General features: G+C 72.5%; 17 protein-coding genes, 1 tRNA gene and 1 pseudogene. 10 read left to right on the top strand and 9 right to left on the bottom strand.

Annotation, left to right across the window (positions count from 1 at the left end; translation table 11 throughout):
• Positions 1-80 precede the first annotated feature (80 nt).
• From IE94_RS0104160 to IE94_RS0104150, 3 genes are read right to left on the bottom strand one after another with little or no spacing between them, the layout of a single operon-like run.
• Positions 81-2,225, bottom strand: coding sequence for an acetate--CoA ligase family protein (locus tag IE94_RS0104160; RefSeq protein WP_030178237.1), 2,145 nt, complete (start codon positions 2,223-2,225; stop codon positions 81-83).
• Positions 2,226-2,229: 4 nt separating this feature from the next.
• A complete protein-coding gene (gene frc / locus IE94_RS0104155; protein WP_030178235.1) occupies positions 2,230-3,480 on the bottom strand; it encodes a formyl-CoA transferase in 1,251 nt (416 codons plus the stop codon).
• Positions 3,481-3,490: 10 nt separating this feature from the next.
• Positions 3,491-5,173, bottom strand: a complete 1,683-nt coding sequence (locus IE94_RS0104150; RefSeq protein ID WP_030178232.1) for a thiamine pyrophosphate-binding protein — start codon at positions 5,171-5,173, stop codon at positions 3,491-3,493.
• Positions 5,174-5,316: 143 nt separating this feature from the next.
• On the opposite strand from IE94_RS0104150, the gene sucC reads away from it, so the two are divergent.
• Genes sucC through IE94_RS0104135 form a run of 3 tightly spaced genes read left to right on the top strand, consistent with a single transcriptional unit; the run spans position 5,317 to position 8,992 of the window.
• Entirely contained in the window at positions 5,317-6,459 is a 1,143-nt protein-coding gene (gene sucC, locus IE94_RS0104145) for an ADP-forming succinate--CoA ligase subunit beta (RefSeq protein ID WP_030178230.1), read from the top strand.
• Positions 6,460-6,473: 14 nt separating this feature from the next.
• The gene (gene sucD / locus IE94_RS0104140) at positions 6,474-7,436 is read left to right on the top strand and encodes a succinate--CoA ligase subunit alpha (protein ID WP_030178228.1); all 963 of its coding nucleotides are present in this window, start codon (positions 6,474-6,476) and stop codon (positions 7,434-7,436) included.
• Positions 7,433-8,992 carry an aldehyde dehydrogenase family protein gene (locus tag IE94_RS0104135; RefSeq protein WP_030178225.1) on the top strand — a complete coding sequence of 520 codons (1,560 nt, stop codon included), beginning with the start codon at positions 7,433-7,435 and terminating at the stop codon, positions 8,990-8,992. The genes sucD and IE94_RS0104135 overlap by 4 nt, the downstream gene beginning before the upstream one ends.
• Before the next feature lie 44 nt (positions 8,993-9,036).
• Here the strand turns inward: IE94_RS0104135 and IE94_RS0104130 are convergent, their stop codons facing one another.
• Positions 9,037-10,368, bottom strand: a complete 1,332-nt coding sequence (locus IE94_RS0104130; RefSeq protein ID WP_106977718.1) for a DUF2254 domain-containing protein — start codon at positions 10,366-10,368, stop codon at positions 9,037-9,039.
• A 141-nt stretch (positions 10,369-10,509) separates the two neighbouring features.
• Here IE94_RS0104130 and IE94_RS0104125 point away from each other — a divergent pair.
• Together IE94_RS0104125 and fusA are read left to right on the top strand one after the other, a co-directional pair.
• Positions 10,510-10,594, top strand: a tRNA-Leu gene (locus tag IE94_RS0104125).
• A gap of 348 nt (positions 10,595-10,942) precedes the next feature.
• Positions 10,943-13,009 (top strand): elongation factor G, encoded by a 2,067-nt coding sequence (gene fusA, locus IE94_RS0104115; protein WP_030178215.1) that lies wholly within the window; start codon positions 10,943-10,945, stop codon positions 13,007-13,009.
• Positions 13,010-13,206: 197 nt separating this feature from the next.
• Here the strand turns inward: fusA and IE94_RS37650 are convergent.
• Together IE94_RS37650 and IE94_RS0104105 are read right to left on the bottom strand one after the other, a co-directional pair.
• A pseudogene (locus tag IE94_RS37650) lies at positions 13,207-13,615 on the bottom strand (coagulation factor 5/8 type domain-containing protein); the annotation flags it as partial.
• A gap of 98 nt (positions 13,616-13,713) precedes the next feature.
• Positions 13,714-15,042 carry an ROK family transcriptional regulator gene (locus tag IE94_RS0104105; RefSeq protein WP_030178213.1) on the bottom strand — a complete coding sequence of 443 codons (1,329 nt, stop codon included), beginning with the start codon at positions 15,040-15,042 and terminating at the stop codon, positions 13,714-13,716.
• 176 nt (positions 15,043-15,218) lie between these two features.
• Between IE94_RS0104105 and IE94_RS0104100 the strand changes: the two genes are divergently transcribed.
• The 4 genes from IE94_RS0104100 (at position 15,219) to IE94_RS0104085 (ending at position 19,884) form a co-directional block, all read left to right on the top strand.
• Positions 15,219-16,535 carry an ABC transporter substrate-binding protein gene (locus tag IE94_RS0104100; RefSeq protein WP_030178211.1) on the top strand — a complete coding sequence of 439 codons (1,317 nt, stop codon included), beginning with the start codon at positions 15,219-15,221 and terminating at the stop codon, positions 16,533-16,535.
• Positions 16,536-16,596: 61 nt separating this feature from the next.
• Complete coding sequence (locus IE94_RS0104095; RefSeq protein WP_030178209.1) at positions 16,597-17,634, top strand: carbohydrate ABC transporter permease; 1,038 nt, start codon at positions 16,597-16,599, stop codon at positions 17,632-17,634.
• Positions 17,635-17,641: 7 nt separating this feature from the next.
• Positions 17,642-18,481: a carbohydrate ABC transporter permease gene (locus tag IE94_RS0104090; RefSeq protein WP_030178206.1), complete on the top strand. Its 840-nt coding sequence runs from the start codon at positions 17,642-17,644 to the stop codon at positions 18,479-18,481.
• 44 nt (positions 18,482-18,525) lie between these two features.
• A complete protein-coding gene (locus IE94_RS0104085; RefSeq protein WP_037921876.1) occupies positions 18,526-19,884 on the top strand; it encodes a GH1 family beta-glucosidase in 1,359 nt (452 codons plus the stop codon).
• A gap of 62 nt (positions 19,885-19,946) precedes the next feature.
• On the opposite strand, the gene IE94_RS0104080 is transcribed toward IE94_RS0104085, so the two are convergent.
• The 3 genes from IE94_RS0104080 to IE94_RS0104070 form a co-directional block, all read right to left on the bottom strand.
• The gene (locus IE94_RS0104080; RefSeq protein ID WP_030178203.1) at positions 19,947-20,765 is read right to left on the bottom strand and encodes an SAM-dependent methyltransferase; all 819 of its coding nucleotides are present in this window, start codon (positions 20,763-20,765) and stop codon (positions 19,947-19,949) included.
• 216 nt (positions 20,766-20,981) lie between these two features.
• Positions 20,982-21,902: a hypothetical protein gene (locus IE94_RS0104075; protein ID WP_030178202.1), complete on the bottom strand. Its 921-nt coding sequence runs from the start codon at positions 21,900-21,902 to the stop codon at positions 20,982-20,984.
• The gene (locus IE94_RS0104070; RefSeq protein ID WP_245235171.1) at positions 21,899-22,249 is read right to left on the bottom strand and encodes a hypothetical protein; all 351 of its coding nucleotides are present in this window, start codon (positions 22,247-22,249) and stop codon (positions 21,899-21,901) included. The genes IE94_RS0104075 and IE94_RS0104070 overlap by 4 nt, the downstream gene beginning before the upstream one ends.
• A gap of 265 nt (positions 22,250-22,514) precedes the next feature.
• Here IE94_RS0104070 and IE94_RS37645 point away from each other — a divergent pair, with 265 nt between their 5' ends.
• Positions 22,515-26,165 carry a CHAT domain-containing protein gene (locus IE94_RS37645; protein WP_245235170.1) on the top strand — a complete coding sequence of 1,217 codons (3,651 nt, stop codon included), beginning with the start codon at positions 22,515-22,517 and terminating at the stop codon, positions 26,163-26,165.
• Positions 26,166-26,262 lie beyond the last annotated feature (97 nt).

Here is a 26,262-nt window from a genome sequence, read left to right as displayed (position 1 = left end):
CCCTGTCCCATGCCTTCCGTGCGCGCGCGGGTCCCGGGCCGGCCGACGCGCACCCGTCGGCCGGCCCTCGCCGTCTCACGTCATGAACCGCCCCCCAACACCCCCGCGGCACGGGCCCACCGGTACTTGGCGCCCAGGACGGCCACCGGCTTCTCGGTCGTGTACGGGTAGGCCACGACGCCGCGCTCGAAGAGGTACTGGCACGCCTCCTCCACCTCCACGTCGCCCGCGAGGGAGGCCACCACCGGCTTCTCGATGCCGCGTTCGCGGAACTCGGCCACCACGCGCGCGGTGAGTTCGGCGAACACCATGGGCGGCGTGACGATGGTGTGCCAGTAGCCGAGGACGAGCGCGTGGATGCGCGGGTCCTCCAGCCCCAGCCGGATCGTCGCCTCGTACGTCGACGGCGGCTCGCCCCCGGTGATGTCCACCGGGTTGCCCGCCGCGCCGAAGGGCGGGATGAAGGCGCGGAACGCCGTGTCCAGGTCGGGCGGTATCTCCATCAGCGACAGCCCGTTGTCCGTCACCGCGTCGGAGAGCAGCACCCCGCTGCCACCCGCGCCGGTGATGATGACCACGTTGTCGCCCCGGGGAGCGGGGAGCACCGGCAACGCGCGCGCGTACTCCAGCATCTCGTTCAGCCCCGGCGCCCGGATGACGCCGGCCTGCCGCAGGACGTCGTCGTACACGGCGTCGTCCCCGGCGAGTGCCCCGGTGTGCGAGCCGGCGGCCTTCGCGCCCGCCGCCGTACGCCCCGCCTTGAGCACCACGACCGGTTTCCTCGGCACGGTCGCCCGCGCGGCCTCGACGAAGGCCCGGCCGTCCTTGAGATCCTCCAGGTGCATCGCGATGCACTCGGTGTGCGGGTCCTCGCCGAACCAGGTCAGCAGGTCGTCCTCGTCCAGGTCCGACTTGTTGCCGAGGCCCACGATCGCGGACACGCCCGTCTTCGTCGTCCGCGCGAAGCCCAGGATGGCCATCCCGATGCCGCCGGACTGCGAGGTCAGCGCGACCCCGCCCTTGACGTCGTAGGGCGTGCAGAACGTGGCGCACAGGTCCTGCCAGGTCGAGTAGTAACCGTAGATGTTCGGGCCCAGCAGCCGGATGCCGTGCCGTTCGGCGACCGCCACGATCTCGTCCTGGAGGGCCTGTTCCCCGGTCTCGGCGAAGCCGGAGGGGATGAGTACGGCGTTGGGGATCCGTTTGCGCCCCACCTCCTCCAGGGCCGCCGCCACGAACCGCGCGGGGATCGCGAAGACCGCCACATCCACCTCACCGGGAACGTCGGTGACACTCTTGTACGCCTTGCGGCCCAAGATGTCATCGGCCTTGGGGTTCACCGGGTGGATCTCGCCCGCGAAGCCGCCGTCGACGAGGTTGCGCATCACCGAGTTGCCGATCTTCCCCGGCTCGCCCGACGCGCCGATCACCGCCACCGAGGCGGGCTGCATCAGGCGGCGCATCGAGGTGAGGATCTCCTCGCGCGTGTACCTGCGCCGCTCCTTCGGCGTGTCGGTCGCCAGGATCACCCGGATGTCCGCGGCGAGCGCGCCCTCGGGCGTGGCGATCACCGGGTTCAGGTCCACCTCGGCGATCTCCGGGAAGTCGGCGACCAGTTCGGAGACCCGGCGGATCTGCTCCGCCAGCGCCCAGCGGTCCACCCCGGCCTGCCCGCGCACCCCGCGCAGCACCTCGGCCGCCCGGATCGAGTCCAGCATGGACAGGGCCTCGTCCGCGTCCACGGGCGCGAGCCGGAAGGTGACGTCCTTCAGGACCTCGACCAGCACCCCGCCGAGCCCGAAGGCCACCACCTTGCCGAAGGTCGGGTCGGTGACCGCCCCGACGATGACCTCCTGCCCCCGCGGCAGCAGTTCCTGGACCTGCACGCCCTCGATCCGCGCGGAGGCGTCGTAGGCGCGGGCGTTGTCGATGATCCGGCAGAACGCCGCGCGCACGTCCGCCGCGCCCTCCACGCCCACGACCACGCCACCGGCGTCGGTCTTGTGCAGGATGTCCGGCGAGACGATCTTCATCACCACCGGCCCGCCGAACCGCGCGGCACACGCCACCGCCTCGTCGACGTCCCGCGCCAGCTCCTCACCCGGTACGGCGATCCCGTAGGCGTCGGCGATCACCTTGCCCTCGGGCGCGGTGAGCGCGGTGCGCCCCTCGGCCCGTACGGCCTCCAGGAGCCCGCGCACCCGCGTCCGGCGGTCCTCGGCCATCACGTCAGATCACTCCGTTCGACTTGAGCAGCCGCAGTTCCTCGTCGCCGAGGCCCAGCTCACCGACGTAGACCTCTTCGTTGTGCTCGCCGAGCAGCGGTGAACTGGTCACCTTCACCGGGGAGTCCGAGAGCTTCAGCGGGCTGCCCACGGTCACGAACTCGCCCCGCTCGGGATGGGGCACCGTGACGACCATCTCGTTGGCGACCAGGGAGTCGTCCTCGATGATCTCCTTGGTGGACAGGATCGGTCCGCACGGGATGTTGTGGGCGTTCAGCCGCTCCAGCACCTCCCACTTGGGCAGGGTGGACGACCACTCCTCGATCAGCTGGAACATCTTGTTCAGCTTCGGCAACCGGGCCTGCGGGGTGGCCCACTCGGGGTCGTCGGCCAGCTCGGGCCGGCCGATCAGCTCGCTGAGCGGCCGCCAGCCGACGGGCTGCACGATGACGTACACGTAGTCGTTGGGCCCGCCCGGCGCGCACTTGACCGCCCAGCCCGGCTGCCCGCCGCCGGACGCGTTTCCGGACCGGGGAACCTCGTCGCCGAAGTCCTCGTTGGGATATTCGGCGAGTGGACCATGGCTCAGGCGCTGCTGGTCGCGCAGCTTCACCCGGCAGAGGTTGAGCACCGCGTGCTGCATGGCCACGTTCACCCGCTGACCGCGTCCGGTGTGCTCCCGCTGGTAGAGGGCGGCGAGGATGCCCGCCACGACGTGGACGCCCGTGCCCGAGTCCCCGATCTGGGCCCCCGTCGCCAGCGGCGGCCCGTCCTCGAAACCGGTGGTGGACATCGATCCGCCCATGGCCTGCGCGACGACCTCGTACGCCTTGAAGGCGGTGTACGGGCCCTCGCCGAACCCCTTGATGGAGGCGTAGACGATCCGTGGATTGATCTCCTTGACGCGGTCCCAGGTGAAGCCCATCCGGTCCACCGCGCCCGGCCCGAAGTTCTCGACCATGACGTCCGAGCGGCGGATCAGCTCGGTGAGGATCTCCTTGCCGCGCTCGGTCTTGGTGTTGAGGGTGATGCTCCGCTTGTTGCAGTTGAGCATCGTGAAGTAGAGGGAGTCGACGTCCGGCAGGTCGCGCAGCTGCCCGCGCGTGATGTCGCCGCTCGGCGCCTCCAGCTTCACGACGTCGGCGCCGAGCCACGCGAGCAGCTGCGTCGCCGAGGGCCCGGACTGCACGTGCGTCATGTCCAGGACGCGGATGCCCTCAAGGGCCTTCGCTGACGTTCCCGTCGTGCCGGTCATGGGGGTCACCTCACTTGTACATCGTCTGGTTCATGGTTCCGGGGGCGTACGCGTCCGGGTCCACCCAGACGTTGATCAGGGACGGCTTGCCGGACTCGCGGGCCCGGCGCAGCGCGGGGCCGATGTCGGCGGGGTCGCGGACCTCCTCGCCGTGGCCGCCCAGCATCCGGGCGAACTGGTCGTAGGGCACGTCGCCGAGCGTGTTGCCGACCCGCTCGCGCTCCTTGCCGTACTTGGCGGCCTGGCCGTAGCGGATCTGGTTCATCGAGGAGTTGTTGCCGACGATGCCGACGAAGGGGAGGTCGTAGCGGACCAGGGTCTCGAAGTCCCAGCCGGTGAGGGAGAAGGCGCCGTCGCCGAAGAGGGCGACGACCTCCTTGTCGGGCCGCGCCTGTTTGGCGGCCAGTACGAAGGGCACCCCGACGCCGAGCGTGCCGAGCGGCCCCGGGTCCATCCAGTGCCCGGGTGACTTGGGCTGCACGACCTGCCCGGAGAAGGTGACGATGTCGCCGCCGTCGCCGATGTAGATCGAGTCCTCGGTGAGGAAGTCGTTGATCTCGCTGACCAGCCGGTAGGGGTGGATGGGGGAGGCGTCCGACCGGAGTTGGGGCAGCCGCTTGTCCAGCGCCGTCTGCTCGGCCGCGCGCAGCTCGTCCAGCCACTCCTTGCGCTTGGACGCGCCGCCGTTGAGCCGCCCGGACGCGGCCTCGGTCACCGATTTCAGCACCAGCCCCGCGTCGCCGACGATGCCGAGGTCGATGTCGCGGTTCTTGCCGACCGTGCGGTAGTCGAGGTCGATCTGGACGACGGTGGCGTCCGGGGAGAGCCGCTTGCCGTAGCCCATCCGGAAGTCGAAGGGCGTGCCGACGATGACGATCACGTCGGCGTTGGAGAAGGCGTAGCGGCGGGAGAGCTGGAAGTGGTGCGGATCGCCCGGGGGCAGCGTGCCGCGGCCGGCACCGTTCATGTACGCCGGGACGTTCAGCGTGCGGACCAGCTCGACGGCGGCCTCGGTCGCGCGGGTCGTCCACACCTGGCTGCCCAGCAGGACGGCCGGCTTCTCGGCGTGCACCAGCAGGTCGGCGAGCTTCTCGACGGCCTCGGGGTCCCCGGCCGACCGGGTGGAGGCGCGGTAGGCCCCGGCCTGCGGCACCCGCGCCTTCTCCGCCGGCACCTTGGCGTCCAGCACGTCGCGCGGGATCTCCAGAAAGGACGGCCCCGGCGCGCCGTGGTAGCACTCGCGGAAGGCCATCGACACCATGTCGGCGGCGCGCGCGGTGTCCGGCACGGTGGCCGCGAACTTGGTGATCGGCGTCATCATGTCGACGTGCGGCAGGTCCTGGAGGGACCCCATCTTGTGCTGGGTGTGCGCGCCCTGACCGCCGATCAGCAGCATGGGCGACTCGGCGCGGAAGGCGTTGGCGACCCCGGTGACGGCGTCGGTGGTGCCCGGACCCGCGGTGACCACCGCGCAGCCCGGCTTGCCGGTGATACGGGCGTAGCCGTCGGCGGCGTGCGCGGCGACCTGCTCGTGGCGTACGTCGACGACCTCGATGCCCTCGTCGACGCAGCCGTCGTAGATGTCGATGATGTGGCCGCCGCACAGCGTGTAGATGCGGTCGACCCCCTCGGCCTTGAGTGCCTTGGCAACGAGGTGGCCGCCGGAGATGACGTCCTGGTTGTCGTCGGGCATGGCGAAGTCCTGTCCCTTCACGAGGGGTTGGGGCGCTCTCGCAGTACATTGCATACAGTCGACGAATACTGTATGAAGCTTGTTATCCCGCATCCGGTGGGTGGTGTCCAGGGGGCGTGCGGCACTTTCAGTCAGGAGCCGAAATGGACCTGTACGAACACCAGGCAAGGGAACTCTTCAAGGAACACGGGATCGTGGTGCCGAGGGCCGAGGTCACCGACTCGCCCGAACGGGCCCGGGAGATCGCCCGCGAACTCGGCGGACGCGCCGTCGTCAAGGCACAGGTGAAGACCGGCGGGCGCGGCAAGGCGGGCGGAGTGCGCCTCGCCGCCGACCCCGCCGAGGCCGAGGAAGCGGCACGGCACATCCTCGGCATGGACATCAAGGGCCACCGGGTCGGCACCGTCATGGTCGCCGAACCCTGCGCGATCGAGCGGGAGTTCTACGTCTCCTACGTGCTCGACCGGGCCCGTGGGGGCTTCCTCGCCATCGCCTCCGCGGAGGGCGGCATGGAGATCGAGGAGGTCGCCGCCCGGCGGCCCGAGGCCGTGGCACGCATCCCCGTCGACCCCGCCACCGGCGTCCACACCGCCACCGCGGTGCGCATCGCCGACGCCGCGGGCCTGCCGCCGCAGACCGTCGACGCCCTGGTGCGGCTGTGGAAGGTCCTGGTCCGCGAGGACGCCCTCCTGGTCGAGGTCAACCCGCTGGTCAGGACCGCGGAGGGCCGGATCGTCGCCCTCGACGGCAAGGTCACGCTCGACGACAACGCCCTGTTCCGGCAGTCCCGTTGGGGAGAGGAGCGGCCGGCCTCCGAGGACTCCCTGGAGGCACGGGCCGCTGCCAAGGGCCTCAACTACGTCAAGCTCGACGGCGAGGTCGGCGTCATCGGCAACGGGGCCGGACTGGTCATGTCGACGCTCGACGTGGTCGCCGGCTGCGGCGCCCGCCCCGCCAACTTCCTCGACATCGGCGGCGGCGCCTCCGCGCGGGTCATGGCCGACGGGCTGTCGGTCATCCTCTCCGACCCGGGCGTGAAGTCCGTCCTGGTCAACGTCTTCGGCGGCATCACCGCCTGCGACGCGGTCGCCGACGGCATCGTCCGGGCCCTGGACGAGGTCCGGCTCACCAAGCCGCTCGTCGTACGCCTCGACGGCAACAACGCCGCCCGGGGCCGGGCCCTGCTCGACGCACGCGCGCATCCCCTGGTCGAACAGGCCACCACCATGGACGGCGCCGCCCGCCGTGCCGCCCGACTCGCCACCGCGGCGTCCACCGCCGGATAAGGAGACAGGACGACATGGCGATCTACCTCACCAAGGAGAGCAAGGTCCTCGTCCAGGGCATGACCGGAGCCGAGGGCATGAAGCACACCCGCCGCATGCTGGCCGCGGGCACCGACGTCGTCGGCGGCGTCAACCCGCGCAAGGCGGGCCGCAGCGTCGACTTCGACGACCGTGCCGTACCCGTCTTCGGGTCCGTCCGCGAGGGCATCGAGAGCACGGGCGCCGACGTCTCCGTGGTCTTCGTACCGCCGGCCTTCGCCAAGGCAGCGGTCGTGGAGGCCGCCGACGCCGGCATCGGGCTCGCGGTCGTCATCACCGAGGGCATCCCGGTCCACGACGCCGTCGCCTTCACCGCCCACGCCCGGTCCAGGGGCACCCGCGTCATCGGCCCCAACTGCCCCGGCCTGATCACCCCCGGCCAGTCCAACGCCGGCATCATCCCACCCGACATCACCAAGTCCGGCCGCATCGGCCTGGTCTCCAAGTCCGGCACCCTCACCTATCAACTCATGTACGAACTGCGCGACATCGGCTTCACCACCTGCGTCGGCATCGGCGGCGACCCGGTCGTCGGCACCAGTCACATCGACTGCCTCACCGCCTTCGAAAACGATCCCGACACCGAACTGATCATCCTCATCGGCGAGATCGGCGGCGACGCGGAGGAACGCGCGGCGGCCCACATCCGCGAGCACGTCACCAAGCCCGTCGTCGGCTACATCGCCGGATTCACCGCGCCCGAGGGCAGGACCATGGGCCACGCCGGCGCCATCGTGTCCGGCTCCTCGGGCACGGCGCGCGCGAAGCAGGAGGCCCTGGAGGCAGTCGGCGTACGGGTCGGGAGCACCCCGACGGAGACCGCCCGGCACGTACTCGAGGCACTCGCGGACACCGCAACCGACGCAGCCGCACCCGACGCAGCCGCAGCCGATGGGACGGCAGCCGACGGTGCGGCCCGCGAAGGAGCCCGCGCATGACGGCCGACGCGCGGGACGCCGGACCCCTGACCCTGAAGTCGGGCACCTCCTGGGCCGACGCCTGGCAGCGCTGCCGCACCGCGGCGCCCGAGGTGTTCCGCGACGACCGCGTCCTCAACCTCTGGGCCGCCGCATGGCGGGCGGACGGCCGGGTCCTGCCGGCCACCAGCCCGGTCGACGGCACCCCGATCACGGGACCGCCCAGGATCGACGCCGTCACCGCCCAGCACGCCGTACGCGCCTCGCTCGACCAGCACCGGGCCTGGCGCCACGTCCCCCTGCCCGAGCGCCGCGCCCGGGTCGCGGCCACCCTCGACGCCCTCGCCCAGCACCGCGACCTGCTGGCGCTGCTGCTGGTGTGGGAGATCGGCAAGCCCTGGCGGTCGGCGCGGGCCGACGTCGACCGCGCCGTCGACGGCGTGCGCTGGTACGTCGACGGCATCGACGGCATGCTCGACGGGCGCGCCCCGCTGGACGGCCCGGTCTCCAACATCGCGAGCTGGAACTACCCGATGAGCGTGCTCGTTCACGCCTTGCTGGTCCAAGCACTGGCGGGCAACGCGGTCATCGCCAAGACCCCGACCGACGGCGGCGTCGCCTGCCTGACCCTGGCCTGCGCGCTCGCCGCCCGTGAGGGACTGCCCGTGACCCTCGTCAGCGGCAGCGGCGGCGAGCTGTCCCAGGCGCTGGTGCGCGCGCCCGAGATCGGCTGCGTCTCCTTCGTCGGCGGCCGGGACGCGGGCGCCGCCGTCGCCACCGCCGTCGCCGACCTCGGCAAGCGGCACATCCTCGAACAGGAGGGACTCAACACCTGGGGCATCTGGAACTTCACCGACTGGGACGCGCTCACACGGGTCATCCCGAAGCTCTTCGACTACGGCAAGCAACGCTGCACCGCCTACCCGCGGTTCGTCGTCCAGCGGCAGCTGTTCGACGCGTTCCTCGCGGCGTACCTCCCGGCCGTCCGCACCCTGCGCGTCGGCCACCCGCTCGCCGTCGCCGCACCGGACGACCCGTACCCGGCGCTGGACTTCGGCCCGGTGATCAACGCGGCCAAGGCCAAGGAGCTCCACGACCAGGTCGCCGAGGCCGTCGACCGCGGCGCCGTCCCGCTGCACCGCGGGAGCGCGGCCGACTCCCGCTTCCTGCCCGGCCAGGACACCTCGGCCTACGTCCAGCCGGTCACGCTGCTCAACCCGCCCCGGTCCTCGCCGCTGCACCACGCGGAACCCTTCGGCCCGGTCGACACCATCGTCCTGGTCGACACCGAGGCCGAGCTGCTCGCCGCGATGAACGCCTCCAACGGCGCGCTGGTCGCCACCCTGTCCACCGACGACCGGACGACGTACGACCGGCTCGCGCCGCAGATCCGCGCGTTCAAGGTCGGCCACGGCGTCCCGCGCTCCCGCGGGGACCGCGACGAGCTGTTCGGCGGGCACGGGGCGTCCTGGCGCGGTGCCTTCGTGGGCGGTGAGCTGCTGGTGCGCGCCGTGACGCGCGGCCCGGCGGGGGAGCGGCTGCCGGGGAACTTCCCGGACCACCACCTCATGCCGTAGGCGGGGCGAGAGGGCGAACCGGCCCGGTGGGCGTCCCGGGCCGGTCAGCCGATGCCCTGCCGGTCCGGCCGCAGGGCGAAGGCCCGGTCCGCCGGGGTCGGCGCGGTGCGCTCCACGGCCTGCCGCAGCAGCTCGCGGTGGCGCAGCAGCGGTGCGCGCCGCTCCGGCGGCGCGAGCCGCAGCAGGTCGTCGAGGCCCGCCAGCAGGCGCCGCGTGACCTGCGGCGACCCGGCCGCGCAGGCACGCACCTCGGCGAACCCGAGGTCGACCAGCTCCGCCCAGCCGGGCACGGGCTGCACCAGCCGGACCACACCGCGCCGGTCCCGGTGCAGCGCGGCGTCCAGCGGCCGCCGGGCAAGCGAGGCCAGGATCTGCACGACCCGGTCCAGCGCCTGCACGGCGGTCGTCGGATCGTTCACCGCGGGGGACAGGGCGCGCAGTCCGATGTCCGACAGCTGGCGCAGCCCGAACCCCAGGTCCTGGTGGAAGGTGCGCTCCACCCCCACGGACAGGGCGTACCGCAGCGCCCGGCGTGGCGGAGCCGCACCGCCGTGCACCGCCAGGACCGGGGTGCCCGGCACCAGGAAGTCACCGATCCGCGGCACCAGCCGCAGCACCACCCCGTGTCCCCGGGCCCCCCGCACCAGCCGGGCGACGTGCACGTCCCGCAGCACACCGCCCTGCCCGTCGTGGGCGATCCACGCCGTCACGGGCCCGAGCCCGGACGGCCCGCCTCCGTCCGCGGGTACGGGCATCAGCGCCGCCACCCGGAAGGACTCGGCGGCGATGCGGGCGATCACATGGCTGACCCGCATCAGCCGCAGGGTCGCGTTCACGTACATCACGAAGAGCAGCAGGCTCAGCGCGACCATGAGCAGCGTGAGCACCGACTGCACCAGCGGGACGGACGTGGCGGTGCGGGGGTCGGCCCCGCTGTCGTAGCTGGTCAGGACCAGCAGCGTCAGCACGAAGGTGGCGAGGAAGACGGCGAAGGTCGCCTTGGTGATCCGGCTGCGGACGAAGAGCCGCACGACCCGCGGGGTGAACTGCCCGCTCGCCATCTGCACCGCGACCAGCGAGATGCTGAACACCACACCGATGAAGGTCATCATCGCCGAGCCGACCGCCGAGACCACCGTCCTCGCGTCGTCCGCGAAGCGCAGCAGATCGTCGAGCGTGTCGTAGTCGCCGTCCTCCTGCAACGATCGCACCAGCGCCGCGTCGAGCTCCTGGGCCACCAGCCACACCATGAAGACCCCCACCATGGCCGCGGTGGGCGCGAACCAGAACGTGTCCCGCAGATGCTCCCTGAGCGGTGACAACGCCCGCGGCCGACGACGCCGGGGCGCCCCCTGCGTAACCATCCAGTCACTCATGGTGCGACCCTAGGCGGAGCGGAGCCGCCGTCCCCGGACCGCCGCTCAGGGGAAGGAAACGCAGGTGAAGGGCACCGCGAAACCTTGGTATGGTTGTCCATGTCGCCGCGGGGGTCACCCCCGCACCGCGACAGACACCTGGTCCGGGTGGCGGAATGGCAGACGCGCTAGCTTGAGGTGCTAGTGCCCTTTATCGGGCGTGGGGGTTCAAGTCCCCCCTCGGACACAAGATCAGGCAGACGAGACGCCGACCGGGATTTCCCGGTCGGCGTTTCTCGTTCCGCGGGCCGTCGAAATTTGCGGTGCGCCGCCGGTCCCGCCCTTCCTACACTCGCCGTGACACCGAGACCGAGTGAGGGGAGCAGGGCCGTGCGCATCCGCACCGCACCCGTCGTCCCCCCGTCCCGGCGCGAGGTGATCCTGGTGTCCTCGGCCGTCCGGTGTCCGCTGCGCGGCCGACACCGGATGCCCGCCACGCACCTCTGACCGCCGACGTCCCTCGCCAGGAGCGTCCGGCACGTGCGCCGCGGGAGATCGCGCTGCCCTTTTCCGGTCCTCCGAAAGGCTTCGGGCCATGCGCACCAACCCGCTCACCACCGTCCGCAACCTGGGCATCCTCGCCCACGTCGACGCCGGCAAGACCACCGTCACCGAGCGGATCCTCTACACCACCGGAACCACCCACAAGCGCGGCGAGGTGCACGACGGCACCACCGTCACCGACTTCGACCCGCAGGAACGCGATCGCGGCATCACCATCTTCGCCGCGGCCGTCAGCTGCACCTGGGCGGGCCACCGGATCAACCTCATCGACACCCCGGGCCACGTCGACTTCGCCGACGAGGTCGAACGCTCCCTGCGCGTGCTGGACGGCGCGGTCGCCGTGTTCGACGCGGTCGCGGGGGTGGAACCGCAGAGCGAGTCCGTGTGGCGGCAGGCCGACCGGCACGGCGTGCCCAGGCTCGCGTTCGTCAACAAGATGGACCGGGCGGGCGCCGACCTCGACGCCGCCGTCACCTCCATCCGTGAGCGGCTGCACCCCCTTCCCCTGGTCGTGCAGCTGCCCATCGGTACGGAGGACGGCTTCACCGGCGTCGTCGACCTGCCGCGCATGCGCGCCCTCGTATGGGCCGACGGCGCGGACACGGCCGAGGAGGGGCCGGTGCCCGAAGCCCTGCGCGAGGAGGCGGTACGCAGGCGGCGGCTGCTGGAGGAAGCGGTCGCCGAACGCCACCCGGCCGCGCTGGAGGAGTTCTGCGACCGGGAGACGCTCACCGAGGCCACCCTCACCGCCGCCCTGCGCGAGCTGACGCGCACCGGCGACGGCGTGGTCGTGCTGTGCGGCTCGGCCTACCGCAACCGGGGCGTCGAACCCCTGCTGGACGCCGTGGTGTCCTACCTGCCCTCACCCCTGGACGTGCCCCCGGTGCACGGCACCCACGACGGCGCGGAGCGCGAACGGCCCGCCGACCCGGCGGCGCCGATGGCGGCACTGGCGTTCAAGGTGCACGCCACCCCGACGGGACGGCTGACCTACCTGAGGGTGTACTCGGGCACGATCGAGAAGGGAGACACCGTGTGGGACGCGGGCACCCGCCGCGGCGAGCGCGTCGGCCGCATCCTGCGGGTCCGGGCCGACCGGCACGACCCGCTGGAGCGCGCGGTCGCCGGGGACATCGTCGCCGTGGTCGGACTGAAGTCGGCCCGCGCCGGTTCGACCCTGTGTGCGCCGGGCGCCCCCCTGCTCCTGGAACCCCCGGGCGTGGCCGAACCGGTCGTGCACGTGGCGGTGGAGGCCAGGCGCTCCACCGACACCGACCGGCTGGCCGCGGCACTCGCCCGGCTCACCGAGGAGGACCCCTCGCTGGCCGTGCGGACCGACCCGGAGACGGGACAGACCGTGCTGTCGGGCATGGGCGAACTGCACCTCGAGGTCGCCGCGGAGCGCGTCCGGCGCGAGCACGGCCTGGAGGTCACGGTGGGCCGTCCCGGGGTGGCGTACCACGAGACGGTCGGCGAGGGCGTCACCGGCTTCGTCCACCGGCACGTCAAACAGGACGGCGGTGCCGGGCAGTTCGCGCACGTCGTGCTCGACGTGGAGCCCTGTGAGGGGGACGCGGACGGTGCGGGCGGCGGTTTCGTGTTCCGGTCGACGGTCGTCGGCGGACGCGTGCCGCAGGAGTACGTCCGGGCCGTGGAGGCGGGCTGCCGGGACGCCCTCGCCGAGGGTCCGCTCGGCGGGCACCCGGTGACCGGCCTCCGGGTCACGCTCACCGACGGCCAGACCCATGTGAAGGACTCCTCGGAGACGGCCTTCCGCGCCGCGGGCCGGTTCGGCCTCCGCGACGCCCTGCGCACCGCCGGGATGGTCCTGCTCGAACCGGTCGTGGAGGTCACGGTCACCGTGCCCGAGGACGGGCTCGGCGGCGTGCTCGGTGACCTCGCCGCGCGCCGCGGCCGGGTCACCGGCTCCGACCGGCGGGGCGGCGCGGCGGTGGTCACGGCCACGGTCCCGCTGGCCGAGCTGTTCGGCTACGCGACCCGGCTGCGCAGCCGCACCCAGGGCCGCGGCACCTTCACCGCCCGGCCCACCGGCTACGCGCCGGCGCCACCGGCGACGGCCGTCACGACCACGCGGTAGGGGTGCCGGTCGCCCCCGGTCCCACCCGGAGTGCGGTCGCCGAACCGAGGGCTGACGGCGTCGACAGGCGTGGCACCCGGAGGTTGGTCGACCCCGACCGGGCACCGCCTCCGCGGCCGTCGCCGACGGCCGCGCCCCGGGCCAGGTCCCTGGCCGCCCCGGACACCCCCACTCGGGGGTGCCCGGGGCGACTCGGCTCAGGGGTACTGCACCACCTTCGACGGCACGGTGTCCGTCCCCGATGTGGGGGAGCCCGTGTCGTTGATGACGCACTCGTACTGCCCGTTGCCGCCGAGCGACACGGCGAGCAGCCCGTGGAAGCGCACACCGGAATGGTTCGGAGCGGCGAATCCGTGGTGCTGGACGATGGACGGGTTCACGTTGTAGTAGCAGTAGCAGTAGCAGTAGCTGCCCAGGTCCCGGCCCTCGTGGTCGGTGACGTCGTCCCCGACCTTGCAGGCGGCGTAGCCCTTGACCGAGCCGTTCTGGATCGCGGCCTGGTCGGGGGGCGTCGTAGGCCTTCTCGTTCTGGAAGAAGACCGTGCGGCCGCGCTCGCCGTTCCACTGCACGTCGTACTTGTTGAAGTGCTCCACGAACGGGCCCGTTGGCATCGCGCCGTTCTCCCTGTCGCTCCCGCCTGACCCCTCCCGGTCGGTTCGGCCCGGTCCACGCACCTGCCGCTGCCCTCGCCGCGCGCATGCCCTCACCCCCTGCCCCGCTGCCCGGCGAGCCTCCCCCCGAGGGCCGCCCGCCACGCCGGGACCGGCGCGGGGGAGTCGACCGGTGGACGCCGGCCGCCGCGGGCGAAGAACGCCGCCAGGGGCAGGATCGCGGCGCCCACCGTCACCGCGTCGGGACCGAGGCGGCCCAGGGCGATGCCCACCCGCCCGGCGGGGTGGCGCAGGGCGTGGGCCAGCGTGTGGGTGCGCACCGACTCCAGGAACGCGGGGCCGAGTTGGAGCCCGGCCCAGCCGCCCACCAGGATCCGCTCGGGTTGGAAGAGGTTGACCAGGTCGGCCAGCCCCGCGCCCAGGTACTCCGCGGTCTCCGCGAGCACCCGCGCCGCCACCGGGTCGGCGGCGCCCCCGTCGCCGGGTCCGGCCGCGGCCAGCAGGGCGGTCAGCGCGGCCTCCTCGTCGGCGCCGGGCGGCGGCTCACCGCCCGCCTCCCGCCACCGCGCGAGCAGCGCCTCCGCACCGGCGTACGCCTCCAGGCACCCCCGCGCCCCGCACCGGCACCGGCGCCCCCGCACCCGTACCGTCAGATGCCCCCACTCCAGCGCGCGCCCCCGCTCCACCTCGTCGGTGACGACGCACGCGCCGACGCCGGAGCCGAAGAGCACGACCAGGACGTCGCGCGCGCCGCGCCCGCCGCCGAACCACATCTCGGCCTGCCCCAGCGTCTTGGCGCCGTTCTCGACGAACAGCGGTACGTGCGGCGGCAGTCGGCCCGAGCCGCGCAGCAGCCCCTCCAGCGGCACCGCGTCCCAGCCGACGGTCTGGCCGTGCACGAGGGTGCCGTCGGCCGTGCGCTCGACGATGCCGGGGACACCGATGCCCACGCCCAGCAGCTCTCCGGGGCCCGGCGCGGGGCCCTGGGTGGCTCCCTGCGGGGCGAGCACCTCCGCGACGCCGTCCAGGATGTGCCCGGCGACGACGCCGGCGTCGTACGAGCGCGCTCCGTGGCCCGGCAACACCCGCTCCGTTCGGGCCAGTTCGGACATCGACAGGTCGAACAGCTCCACGCGTACCCGGGTCTCGCCGACGTCGACCCCGACGAGGCGCCCCCGGCCCGCCGCGAAGCGGACGAGGGTGCGCGGCCGGCCGCCGTCCGTAGCGAGGGTGCCCGCCTCCTCCACCAGTCCGTCGGCCATCAGCTCGGCGACCACATTGCTGACGGAACCCGAACTCAGGCCCGCCGCCGAACCCAGCGCGAGCCGGCTCATCGGCCCGTCGAAATACAACCGTTGCAGAACGCTGCTGCGGCTCTCCCGCCGCAGGTCACGGACCGTACGCCCGCCGTGCCCGCCCATCCGGCCCCTTCCCTCCGTGGCCGCGCGCGAGCGCCGACCGTGCGCGAGACCTTGACGAGTCTTTCTCTCGGGGTTTAACTCACGTCCTAAATTAAGCCATGAGGGGCTTCGGAAGGGAAACAGCCGAAGCCGCCGTCGGGACTTCCCGACCGACTCCCGGAAGGAACCCAGGAGCCATGCGCAGCATCCGAGCCGCGGCCGTAGGCGCCGTCACCCTGTCTCTCGCACTCGCCGCCACGGCCTGCGGAGGGGGCTCCTCCTCGGGCGGCGGATCCAACGACTCGCCGAAGGAACTCACCTACTGGGCGTCCAACCAGGGTGCCGGCGTCGAGGTCGACAAGAAGGTCCTCCAGCCCGAACTCGACAAGTTCGAGAAGGAGACCGGCATCAAGGTCAAGCTGGAGGTCGTGCCCTGGTCCGACCTGCTGAACCGCATCCTCACCGCCACCACCTCGGGACAGGGCCCCGACGTCCTGAACATCGGCAACACCTGGAGCGCCTCCCTCCAGGCCACCGGCGCCCTGCTGCCCTGGGACGCGAAGAACTTCGAGAAGATCGGCGGCAGGGACCGCTTCGTCGACTCCGCGCTCGGCTCCACCGGCGTGCAGGGCCAGGACCCCGCCGCGGTCCCGCTGTACTCGATGGCGTACGCGCTCTACTACAACAAGCGGATGTTCGCCGACGCCGGCATCACCAAGCCCCCGGCCACCTGGGACGAGCTCGTGGCGACCGGCAAGAAGATCTCCAAGGGCGGCAAGTGGGGCCTGGGCGCCGAGGGGGCCAACCTGTCGAACAACATCCACCAGGTCTTCGTCCTCGGCAAGCAGCACGGCGCCGACTTCTTCACCGCCGACGGCAAGCCCGACTTCACCTCCGACGGCGCCGTCGCCGCCGTCAAGCAGTACGTCGACCTGATGGCCGCGGACAAGGTCGTCGCGCCCGGCAACGCCGAGTACGCGCAGAACCAGTCGCTCAGCGACTTCGCCAAGGGCAGGACCGCGATGGTGCTGTGGCAGACGGCCTCCGCGACCTTCAAGACCATGGGCATGAAGGACGACGAGTGGGGCGTCGCCCCCGCCCCCGTCCCGTCCGGCACCCCCGGCGCCGACCGGGCCACCAACTCGATGGTCGCCGGGATCAACATGGCCGTCTTCAAGAACAGCGACAACCTCGACGGCGCCACCCGGTTCGTGAAGTTCATGACCAGTGACGCCGAGCAGAAGCTCCTCAACAAGGCCTACGGCTCCATCCCGCCCGTCAAGGCCGCCCAGTCCGACCCGGCGTTCAACACCCAGGCCACCGCCGTCCTGCGCGAGACCCTCGCCACCAGCGCCGCCGCGCTGCCCCAGGTGTCCGACGAGTCGCAGTTCGAGACGGCGGTCGGCACCGCCGTGAAGGAACTGTTCGCCGACGCCGCGGCCGGCCGCGAGGTGACCACCGAGTCCGTCAAGGAGAAGCTCGCCAAGGCACAGCAGCAGATGCCCAACAAGTGAGCGCCCCCACCTTCGACTTCGAACCGGCCCCACCGACTCCGACACGGACACGGACCCAGCGATGACCACCACGACCGCCTCGGCGCAGCCGGGTGAGCGGACGGTCGGCAAGAGCTCCCCCGGGACGGCGCGCGGACCCCGCCGCCGCCCCGGGCGGATCCGCCGCCTCGGCCTGCCCTACCTGCTGCTCCTGCCGGCCCTGCTCCTCGAACTCCTCGTCCACCTGGTGCCGATGGTCATCGGCGTCGTGATGAGCTTCAAGGAACTCACCCAGTTCTACATCCGCGACTGGACCACCGCCCCGTGGACCGGCCTCGACAACTTCACCATGTCGGTGGACTTCGACGCCCCCGTCGGCGAGGCACTGCTCCACTCCTTCCTCGTCACCTGCGCCTTCACGGTCCTCTCCGTCGGCCTGTGCTGGCTGATCGGCACCGCCGCCGCGATCTGCATGCAGGACACCTTCCGCGGCCGGGGCCTGCTCCGCGCGATCTTCCTCGTGCCGTACGCCCTGCCGGTCTACGCCGCCGTCATCACCTGGGCGTTCATGTTCCAGCACGACAACGGCCTGGTGAACCACGTCCTGCACGACCAGCTCGGCCTCACCGACAAACCCTCCTTCTGGCTGATCGGCGACAACAGCTTCGTCGCGCTGCTCGTGGTGTCGGTGTGGAAGGGCTGGCCGTTCGCCTTCCTGATCGTGATGGCCGGACTCCAGAACATCCCCAGGGAGCTGTACGAGGCCGCCGCCCTGGACGGCGCCGGCGTGTGGCAGCAGATCCGCCGCATCACCCTGCCGTCGCTGCGCCCCGTCAACCAGGTCCTCGTCCTGGTGCTGTTCCTGTGGACGTTCAACGACTTCAACACACCGTTCGTCCTGTTCGGCAAGGCGGCGCCGGAGGCCGCCGACCTGATCTCCCTCCACATCTACCAGTCCTCGTTCGTCACCTGGAACTTCGGCACCGGCTCCGCGATGTCGGTCCTGCTGCTGCTCTTCCTGCTGCTGGTGACGGGCGTGTACCTGTTCCTGACCTCCCGGGCCACCAGGGCCCCACGGACGCCGCGGAAGCACGAGGAAAGGCGGACGGCCGATGCCTAGGTCCCCGATGGCGGCGCCGCGCTCCTTCACCTGGACCCGCCGCGTCTTCCTCACCCTGCTCACCGGCTTCGTCCTGCTGCCGGTGTACGTCATGGTCTCCAGCTCGCTCAAACCGCTCGAGGACGTCGCCGGCCAGTTCCACTGGCTGCCCGGCAACCTGACCGTCCGCCCCTACATCGACATCTGGTCGACGGTCCCGCTGGCGAAGTACTTCGTGAACTCGCTGATCGTGGCCGGCGCCGCGACCGCCTGCTCCGTCGTCATCGCCGTGTTCGCCGCCTACGCCGTCAGCCGCTACGAGTTCCGCGGCAAGCGCGTCTTCTCGGTGGCCGTCCTGTCCACGCAGATGTTCCCGGGCATCCTCTTCCTGCTGCCCCTGTTCCTGATCTACGTCAACATCGGCAACGCCACCGGCATCGCCCTGTTCGGCTCCCGCGGCGGCCTCATCCTCACCTACCTGACCTTCTCCCTGCCCTTCTCGATCTGGATGCTGATCGGGTACTTCGACTCGGTGCCCCGCGACCTGGACGAGGCGGCCCTCGTCGACGGCTGCGGGCCACTGCGCGCCCTGTTCAAGGTCGTCGTGCCCGCCGCGGTCCCCGGCATCGTCGCGGTCGCCGTCTACGCCTTCATGACCGCCTGGGGCGAGGTCCTGTTCGCCTCCGTCATGACCAACGACGCCACCCGCACCCTCGCGGTCGGGCTCCAGGGCTACTCCACGCAGAACGACGTGTACTGGAACCAGATCATGGCCGCCTCGCTGGTCGTGAGCGTCCCCGTGGTCGCGGGCTTCCTGCTCCTCCAGCGCTATCTCGTGGCGGGTCTGACGGCCGGAGCCGTCAAGTGACCGCCGTCCCCGCGCGCAACTCCACCCAACCCGAAAGGACCTTCGTGACCATCGACTTCGCCGCACTCCCGGACGACTTCCTGTGGGGCACGGCCACATCGGCGTACCAGATCGAGGGAGCGGTCGCGGAGGACGGACGTTCGCCGTCGATCTGGGACACCTTCTCGCACACCCCAGGGAAGATCGACAACAACGACCACGGCGACGTCGCCTGCGACCACTACCACCGCACCCGGGAGGACATCGCGCTGATGCGGCGGCTGGGCACCAACGCCTACCGCCTCTCCGTCGCCTGGCCGCGCGTCCTGCCGGGCGGCGACGGCCCCGTCAACGCGAAGGGCCTGGCCTTCTACGACCGGCTCGTCGACGACCTCCTGGCGGCCGGCATCACCCCGTCCGTCACCCTCTACCACTGGGACCTGCCCCAGGTGCTCCAGGACCAGGGCGGCTGGCCGGAGCGCGCGACCGCCGAGCACTTCGCGGCGTACGCCTCCGTCGTCGCCGAACGCCTCGGCGACCGCGTCGAGCACTGGGCCACCCTCAACGAGCCGCTGTGCTCGGCCTGGATCGGCCACCTGGAGGGCAAGATGGCCCCCGGCTGGACCGATCTGACGGCGGCCGTCCGCGCCTCCTACCACCTGCTGCTCGGCCACGGCCTGGCGATGGAGGCCATCCGCGCGGCGGCCCCGAACGCCCAGGTGGGCATCGTCAACAACCTCTCCACCATCCACGCCGCCACCGACCGCGACGAGGACCTGGCCGCCGCCCGCCGCATGGACGGCCACACCAACCGCTGGTGGCTGGACCCGGTCCACGGCCGCGGCTTCCCCGAGGACATGCGCGAGGTCTACCGCGTCGAACTTCCCGAACAGCCCGGCGACATGCGCCTGATCGGCGCCGGACCGGACTGGCTGGGCCTGAACTACTACTTCCCCCAGACCGTCGCCGACGACCCCACCGGCCCCGCACCGCGGGTGCGCACCGTCCGCCGCGTCGGCGTCCCGCGCACCGGCATGGACTGGGAGATCGACGCGGGCGGCATCGAGGACCTGCTGCTGCGCCTGACCGACGAGTACGGGGCGCGCAGGCTGTACGTCACCGAGAACGGCTCGTCCTTCCCCGACGTGGTCCGCCCCGACGGCACCGTCGACGACCCCGAGCGCCAGCAGTACCTGACCGCCCACCTCGCGGCCTGCGCGTCCGCCGCCCGCAGGGGAGCGCCGCTGGCCGGCTACTTCGCCTGGTCGCTGCTGGACAACTTCGAGTGGGCCTACGGCTACGACAAGCGCTTCGGCCTGGTCCACGTCGACTACGCGACACAGGTCCGCACCATCAAGGGCAGCGGCCACCACTACGCCGACATCATCGGCCGGGCGCGGGGGAGGGAGCGCACGGCCGCCTGAGTCCCCGTGGTGGGCGCGAACGCGGGAGTCCGCGCCCACCACGGCCGCCCGTCCCCGGCGCGTCAGGCGCCCTTCCTCGCCACACCGCCGTAGATGCCGATCGGTGGGGCGTCGGGCCGCCGCGCCTGCTCCGGGCGCCAGTCGGTGACCCGGACCAGCCCCGGTTCGACCATGGAGAAGTCGCCGAACAGGTCGAGGACCGCGGCGTGCGAACGCAGGTTGAGGGACGCGGTGGCCTTGTTGTAGACGGCCGCCGCGCCCTCGCGGCGGTCCTCGTGCACGTCACCCGTCGCGTGCGACAGGACGAGGTAGGAACCGGTCGGCAGCGCCTCGCGGAGCGTTTCGACGATCCCCGCCGGGTCCTCCGCGTCGGCGACGAAGTGCACGACCGCCACCAGCAGCAGGGCCACCGGCCGGTCGAAGTCGATGACCGCCCGCACGCCGGGATGGTCGAGGATCGCACGCGGATCGCGCAGGTCGGCCAGGACGACGGCGGTGTCCGGGTCGTCCGCCAGCGCCCTGGAATGGGTCGCGACGATCGGGTCGTTGTCGACGTACGCGACCCGGGTTTCGGGCGCGAGGGACCGTGCGATCTGGTGCACGTTGGGCTCGGTGGGCAGGCCCGTGCCCACGTCGAGTATCTGGCGGATGCCACCCTCGGCCACCACGTGCCGCACCGCGCGGTGCATGAAGTGCCGGTTGGCCAGGACCCCCTCGCGCACCTCGGGAGCCGCCTTCATGAACTGCTCGGCGGCCCGCTGGTCGACCTCGTAGTTGTCCTTCCCGCCGAGGAAGTAGTCGTACATGCGGGCGGGATGGGGCCTGCTCGTGTCGATCCGGTCGGGGTGGGCGGCGTTCTCGCCCCTGCTCAGGGAGGTCATGCGGGGTGGCTCCGTCCTCAACTCGTGGGCCACCCACGGCAGAAGCGGGGTGGGCACCTGGGTGAGTGCCTGTCGGAACATCATCTTGGCATGGCAGCGGGCGCACGGCGGGCCCGGCCGGACCGGCACCCGCCGCGGGGGCCTGGAGTCGTCCCGGGTGACGCCGACTGCGGGCGGCAGGGACCACGGCGGCAGGCCCACGGCGTCCGGACCGCCCTACTCCGCCCGCCTCTCTTTGCGCAGCAGCCGGGTGAGGCGTTCGCCGAGTACCCGGTCGTCGACCCCTTCGTGCTCGATGCCCAGCGCGGTCGCCAGGTCGCGCACATGGAGGTCCGCCAGGGCCTCGGTGAGTTCGGCGAAGGCCTCTGCGGCCGCGCGTCCGCGCCGTACGCCCGAGGTGACGGCTACTGCCCCGGCCAGGGCGGCGGGCCACCACCACAGCCCCAGCACCAGATACCCCGCACCCCAGGCGCACAGGCGCGCCGAATCGGTCAACCTGGCGCGGGCGCCCTGGAGTTCGGCACGGGTGCCGTCGGAGGCGAGGAGCCACAGATGAGGCCAGGCGGCCGTCAAATCCAACTGGTGGGCGTGCCAGAGCCGTTGCGCGGGGGCGGCCAGAAGGTCGCCCGTCCCGAAGGGATGGCGGGGCACGGCCGGGCCGAGTCGGTCGCGGTCGGCGTAACGGCGTTCGGCGATGTCGGCGAGCCGGTCGGCCTCGTCCCGTCCTGCGATGCGGGCCCGGCCCGCAGCCACCAGCGCCGAACGGAAGGCCGCGTCGGCCGCGCGCCAGCGGCGCGACCGACGGTCGGCCAGGTACCGCAGTACGGGTCCGTACGGCTCCGCGCACCAGAGAAGCTCCACGCCGGTGCCCAGCGACTGGGCGGCCGCGCCGGCCACCGCGGCACCGGCCAGCACGCCCGCCGCCACCAGGACCACGGTGCCGGCGCTGTGGGACGCGGGGGAGTCGGCCAACGTGTCGATCCAGGCCCGCAGTCGCTCGACGTCGTACCAGTGCCCGTGGCCGAGGACCACGGCCGTGGTGACGGCGGAGAGGAACAGCAGCCCCGGCAGGGCCAGCGCGGCCAGCCACCGTTCGGCGATCCGGCCGCCCAGCGCGCTGAGGAAGCCGCTGGTCACCGGAGGGGCACCGTGCGCAGCGGCTGGTCGAAGATCCGGCAGCCGGGGTACGGGCCGTCGTCGTCCGGCGCTTCCACCCGCCCGCAGCGGCCCCGCGGGCAAGCGAGGAAGTGCAGCGTCGGCTGGGCCCGCCCGGCGACCGGGAGTCGCTGGAAGCCGGGCGGGAACGGCGTCGGTGTGGTGCGGTAGGAGCCCAGACCGGCGCTGTGTCCGGCCGCGAGCAACTCCTCCTCCAACTCGTCGAAGACGTCCTCGAGTTCGGCGGGCGACCGCCCGGCGCGCAGATCGGCGGTGAGGGACTCGACGAGCCGCAGTCCCCGCTCACCGAGCTCAAGCGATCCCGGCATGTCCGCCAGCCGTCGGCAGAGCCCCTCCAACCGGGCGTGACCACCTGGCGGTTCGCCTGCCCCGTCAGCCTGGATCTCCACCGTTCCCCCTCGGACGCCGAAGTCGGTCGTCGGACGGCCGCGATTGTACGTCGGGTGTACGGCGGTCGGCTGCACCACGCGGTTCGCCGTACACCGTCGCACCCCCGGTCCGTTCGCTATCGTGAGCAGGGGCCCCGCAATTGCCGAGGGACCTCGGTCGGGCCGTGTCACACCGGGGGTGGGCGTGTTCAACGCGGGTCGCGCTCGAACTGCGGACGGACGGGCCGAGGAAGCACACGCCGACCGGCTGCTGTCCCACCACCTCAGGACGGGCGACCGGCACGTCCTCGACCAGGCGATCGCGCTCTACCAGCAGCTTCTCGCCACGTCGGCGCCGGACACCGAGCGGAAGGAACGTACCGGAGATGCCGGACGGGATGTCGCGCGGGTCGCCGCCAACCTGATGGTCGCCCTCCAGACTCGCTACCAACTGCTGGGGCGCCCCGAGGACGTGGAGGCACTGATCCACCTGGGCCGTGAACGGGCGGCGTGCGAACCGGCTCGCCCGCAGGACGTACGGCTCCTGGGCCTCGCATACCAGCAGAGGTTCGCGCTGCACGGGCGGCCCGAGGACCTCGACCGAGCGGTGGACACCTTCGACCGGGCCGCCCGCCTCCCCCAGGAGGCCGAGACCGAGGCGCAGTCGCTCGGTGCCCTCGCGGGGGTGCTGCACATGCGGCACAAGCTCGCCGTCGACCGCGCCACGGCCCGGGAGGAACCCCCCGCCCCCACGGACCTCCTGCGCGCGACGGACGCCCAACGTCGCGCGCTCCACGTGCTGCCGGCCGGATCGGACGACCGCCCCGGCTACCTCAGCAACCTGGGCGCGATGCGCCACGACGCGTATCTGTCCGAGGGAGACTTCAGCGCCCTGCGTGAGGCCCTCGACCTGTGGAGCACCGCACTGGAGGGCCTGTCCCCGGATGGGGCGGCCCGCCTGGCCGTCCTGCGCAACCTCACCCTGGGCCTGCGCGAGCGCCACGAGCACGCTCCCGAGGAGGCACACCGGCAGGAGATGCTGCGGATCCACCGCATGGCCCTGGCCGAATGCCCGCCGGGCCGCCCCGAGCGCGCCGACCTGCTCGCGGGCCTCGGCGTCGCCCTGCGCCTGGCCGCCGAGGACACCGACGACCAGGCGTTGCTGGAGGAGTCCGCGGCGTTGCTGCGCGAGGCACTGCCCGTCTCCCGCCCCGGCACCGCGGAGCGCGCCAGGAAGCTGAACAGCCTCGGGAACACGCTGCACAGACTGGCGCAGAGGACCGGTGACGCGGCGCTGCTGGACGAGGCCGTCACCACCCTGCGCGCCGCCCTCGCCGAGGAGGAGCCCGGCACGGACGCGTACGCCGGGACCCTGGCCAACCTCGCCGTCACCCTGCGCGAGCGCGCCCTCCAGACCGACGACCTGACCTCACTGCGGGAAGCTTCCCGACTGGCCAGGGAAGCGCTCCACGCATCACGCAACCCCCAGGTCCTCCGGGCCGGACGGCTCGGCAATCTCGGGGTGGTCCTGCAGAGCTGGCACGAGGTCACCGGCGACACCACAGCCGCCGACGAGGCGATCGACGTCGCCCGGCAGGCACTAGCGCTGGCACCCGCGGCCGGGGGGCCGCGCGCCGACCGGCTGAACCACCTCGCCAACGCCCTGCGGGCCCGGTTCGCGTCCACCGCCGACGTGGCGGACCTCGACGAGGCCGTCGCCCTGCTGGAGGAAGCCGCCCGGCAGGTCCCCTACGGCGATCCGTCCCTCGCGGTCACCCTGTCCAACCTCGGCTCCGCCCGGCTCACCAAGCACCACGCCACCGGCGAACCCGGCGAGCTGGCGCAAGCCGTCAGCGAACTGGGCCGCGCCGTATGGGCCGTGGCCGAGGGCACCTCGACCCACGGCACCTACCTCACGTCGTACGGCGACGCGCTGCGCGCCCTGCATCACCGGGACGGCGACCCGGGGGTGCTCCGTGCCGCCGAGGACGCCTACCGGCAGGCCGCCCGCACCAGGTCCCTGCCCGCCTACGAACGGGTCCTCGCGGCCTGGGAATGGGGTGCCGCCGCCGCGAGCGGCAACCGATGGGAGGAGGCCCTGCCGGGCTACGAACTCGCCCTGGACCTTCTGCCGTTCGCCGCCTCCGGTCGACTGGTCCGGGGCGACCAGGAACGCGGACTGTCCCGGGTGCGGGGCCTGGCCGCCGAAGCCGCCGCCTGCGCCGTCAACGCCGGCCGGACGGAACACGCGGTGCTGCTGCTGGAACAGGGCCGGGGCGTCCTGCTGGGCCGGGCCATGGCCACCCGCGACGGGCTCGGCCGGCTGCGCGGCGCCCACCCGGAACTCGCCGACCGCTTCTTGCACCTCCGGGAACGGCTCGACGCGCTCGAGACCGCCGACACCGAGTGCACCGCGTATACCGCGTATACCGCGAACACGGCCGACCCCACGTACCCCACGGACGCCACAGACACCACGGACACCACGGACGCCACAGACACCACGGACACCACGGACGCCACAGACCCCACGTACGCCACGGACGCCACGGACGCCACGCACGCCTCGTACACCGCGGACGTCGCCCGGGGCGGGCGGCCGCCGACCGGCACCGCCGATCTGCGGCACACCCTCGCGGCCGAACTGGAGCACCTGGTCGCCGAGATCCGCACCCGGCCCGGCTTCTCCGACTTCCTGGGCGCACCGACCCTGCCGTCGGTGCTGGCCTGCGCCGACCGGGGCCCGGTGGTGCTCGCCTACTGCAGCGAGTTCCGCAGCGACGCCCTGGTGCTGCGGGACGGCGAAGTCCTCCTCGTCCCCCTGCCGCAGGCCACCCCGCACGCCGTCGGCGAACAGGCGGACCGCCTGGAGCGGGCGCTCGCCGACGCGGCCGACCCGGCCCGCGACCGGGCGGCCCAGCGGAGCGTCGGCGAGGTACTGGCCTGGACGTGGGACCACGTCGCCGGACCCGTGCTCGACCGGCTCGGGATGAACGGGCCCACGCGCGACGGTGCGTGGCAGCGGTTGTGGTGGTCGCCGGGAGGCGCACTGGCCTCGCTGCCCCTGCACGCGGCGGGTCACCACGACGGCCTCCCCGACGCCGTACCGGACGGTGGATCCGTGCCCGACCCGGCGGCGGGCCCGTCGGAACCACGGACGGTACTGGACCGGGTGGTGTCCTCCTACACACCGACCGTCGCCGCCCTCCGGTATGCCAGGGCCCGGGCCGCCGTCCCGCGCCCGCACGGCCCGGTGCTGGCCGTGGCGCTTCCGGAGACGCCCGGTGCCCGGCCGCTCGGCGGCGCACGGCGCGAGGTGGAGATCCTGCGCGGACTCCTGCCCACCGAGGTGCTGTCCGATGAGCAGGCCACCTTCGAAGAGGTGATGGACGCCCTGCCCCGTCATCCGTGCGTGCACTTCGCCTGCCACGGCGTCAGCGAGCCCGCCGCCCCCTCGAACGGCCGGCTCCTGGTGCACGACCACGCCACCCGTCCACTGACGGTTCGCGCGATCTCCCGCCTGGAACTGCCGGCGGCACGGCTCGCGGTGATGTCCGCGTGCGAGACGGCGCGCGGTGGCGGCGAACTGGCCGACGAGTCCATCCACATCACCTCCGCCTTCCAGCTCGCGGGGTACGCCAACGCCGTAGGGACGCTCTGGCCGGTGCACGACGCGGTGGCCGTCCGCGTCACCCGCCTCCTCTACCGGGAGCTGTGCACCGAAGGAGCCGGCAAAGTCGCGGAGCTGGACGACACGAGGACGGCCCACGCCCTGCACGAGGCGGTCCACCGGTGCCGCGCAGCCTTCGCGGCCAGTCCCAGTCTGTGGGCGGCACACGTGCACGCGGGCGCCTGACGACGCAGGCGGGCAACGCAAGCACCGAGGAGACCGAAAGCAACCGAGGAGGCGGTCACGATGACCCGATGGTGGCGGCGACGAGCCGCGGAGGACG

It is taken from the genome of Streptomyces violaceorubidus (assembly GCF_000717995.1).
GTDB lineage: Bacteria > Actinomycetota > Actinomycetes > Streptomycetales > Streptomycetaceae > Streptomyces > Streptomyces violaceorubidus.
This window is presented reverse-complemented; position numbering and strand designations above follow the sequence as displayed.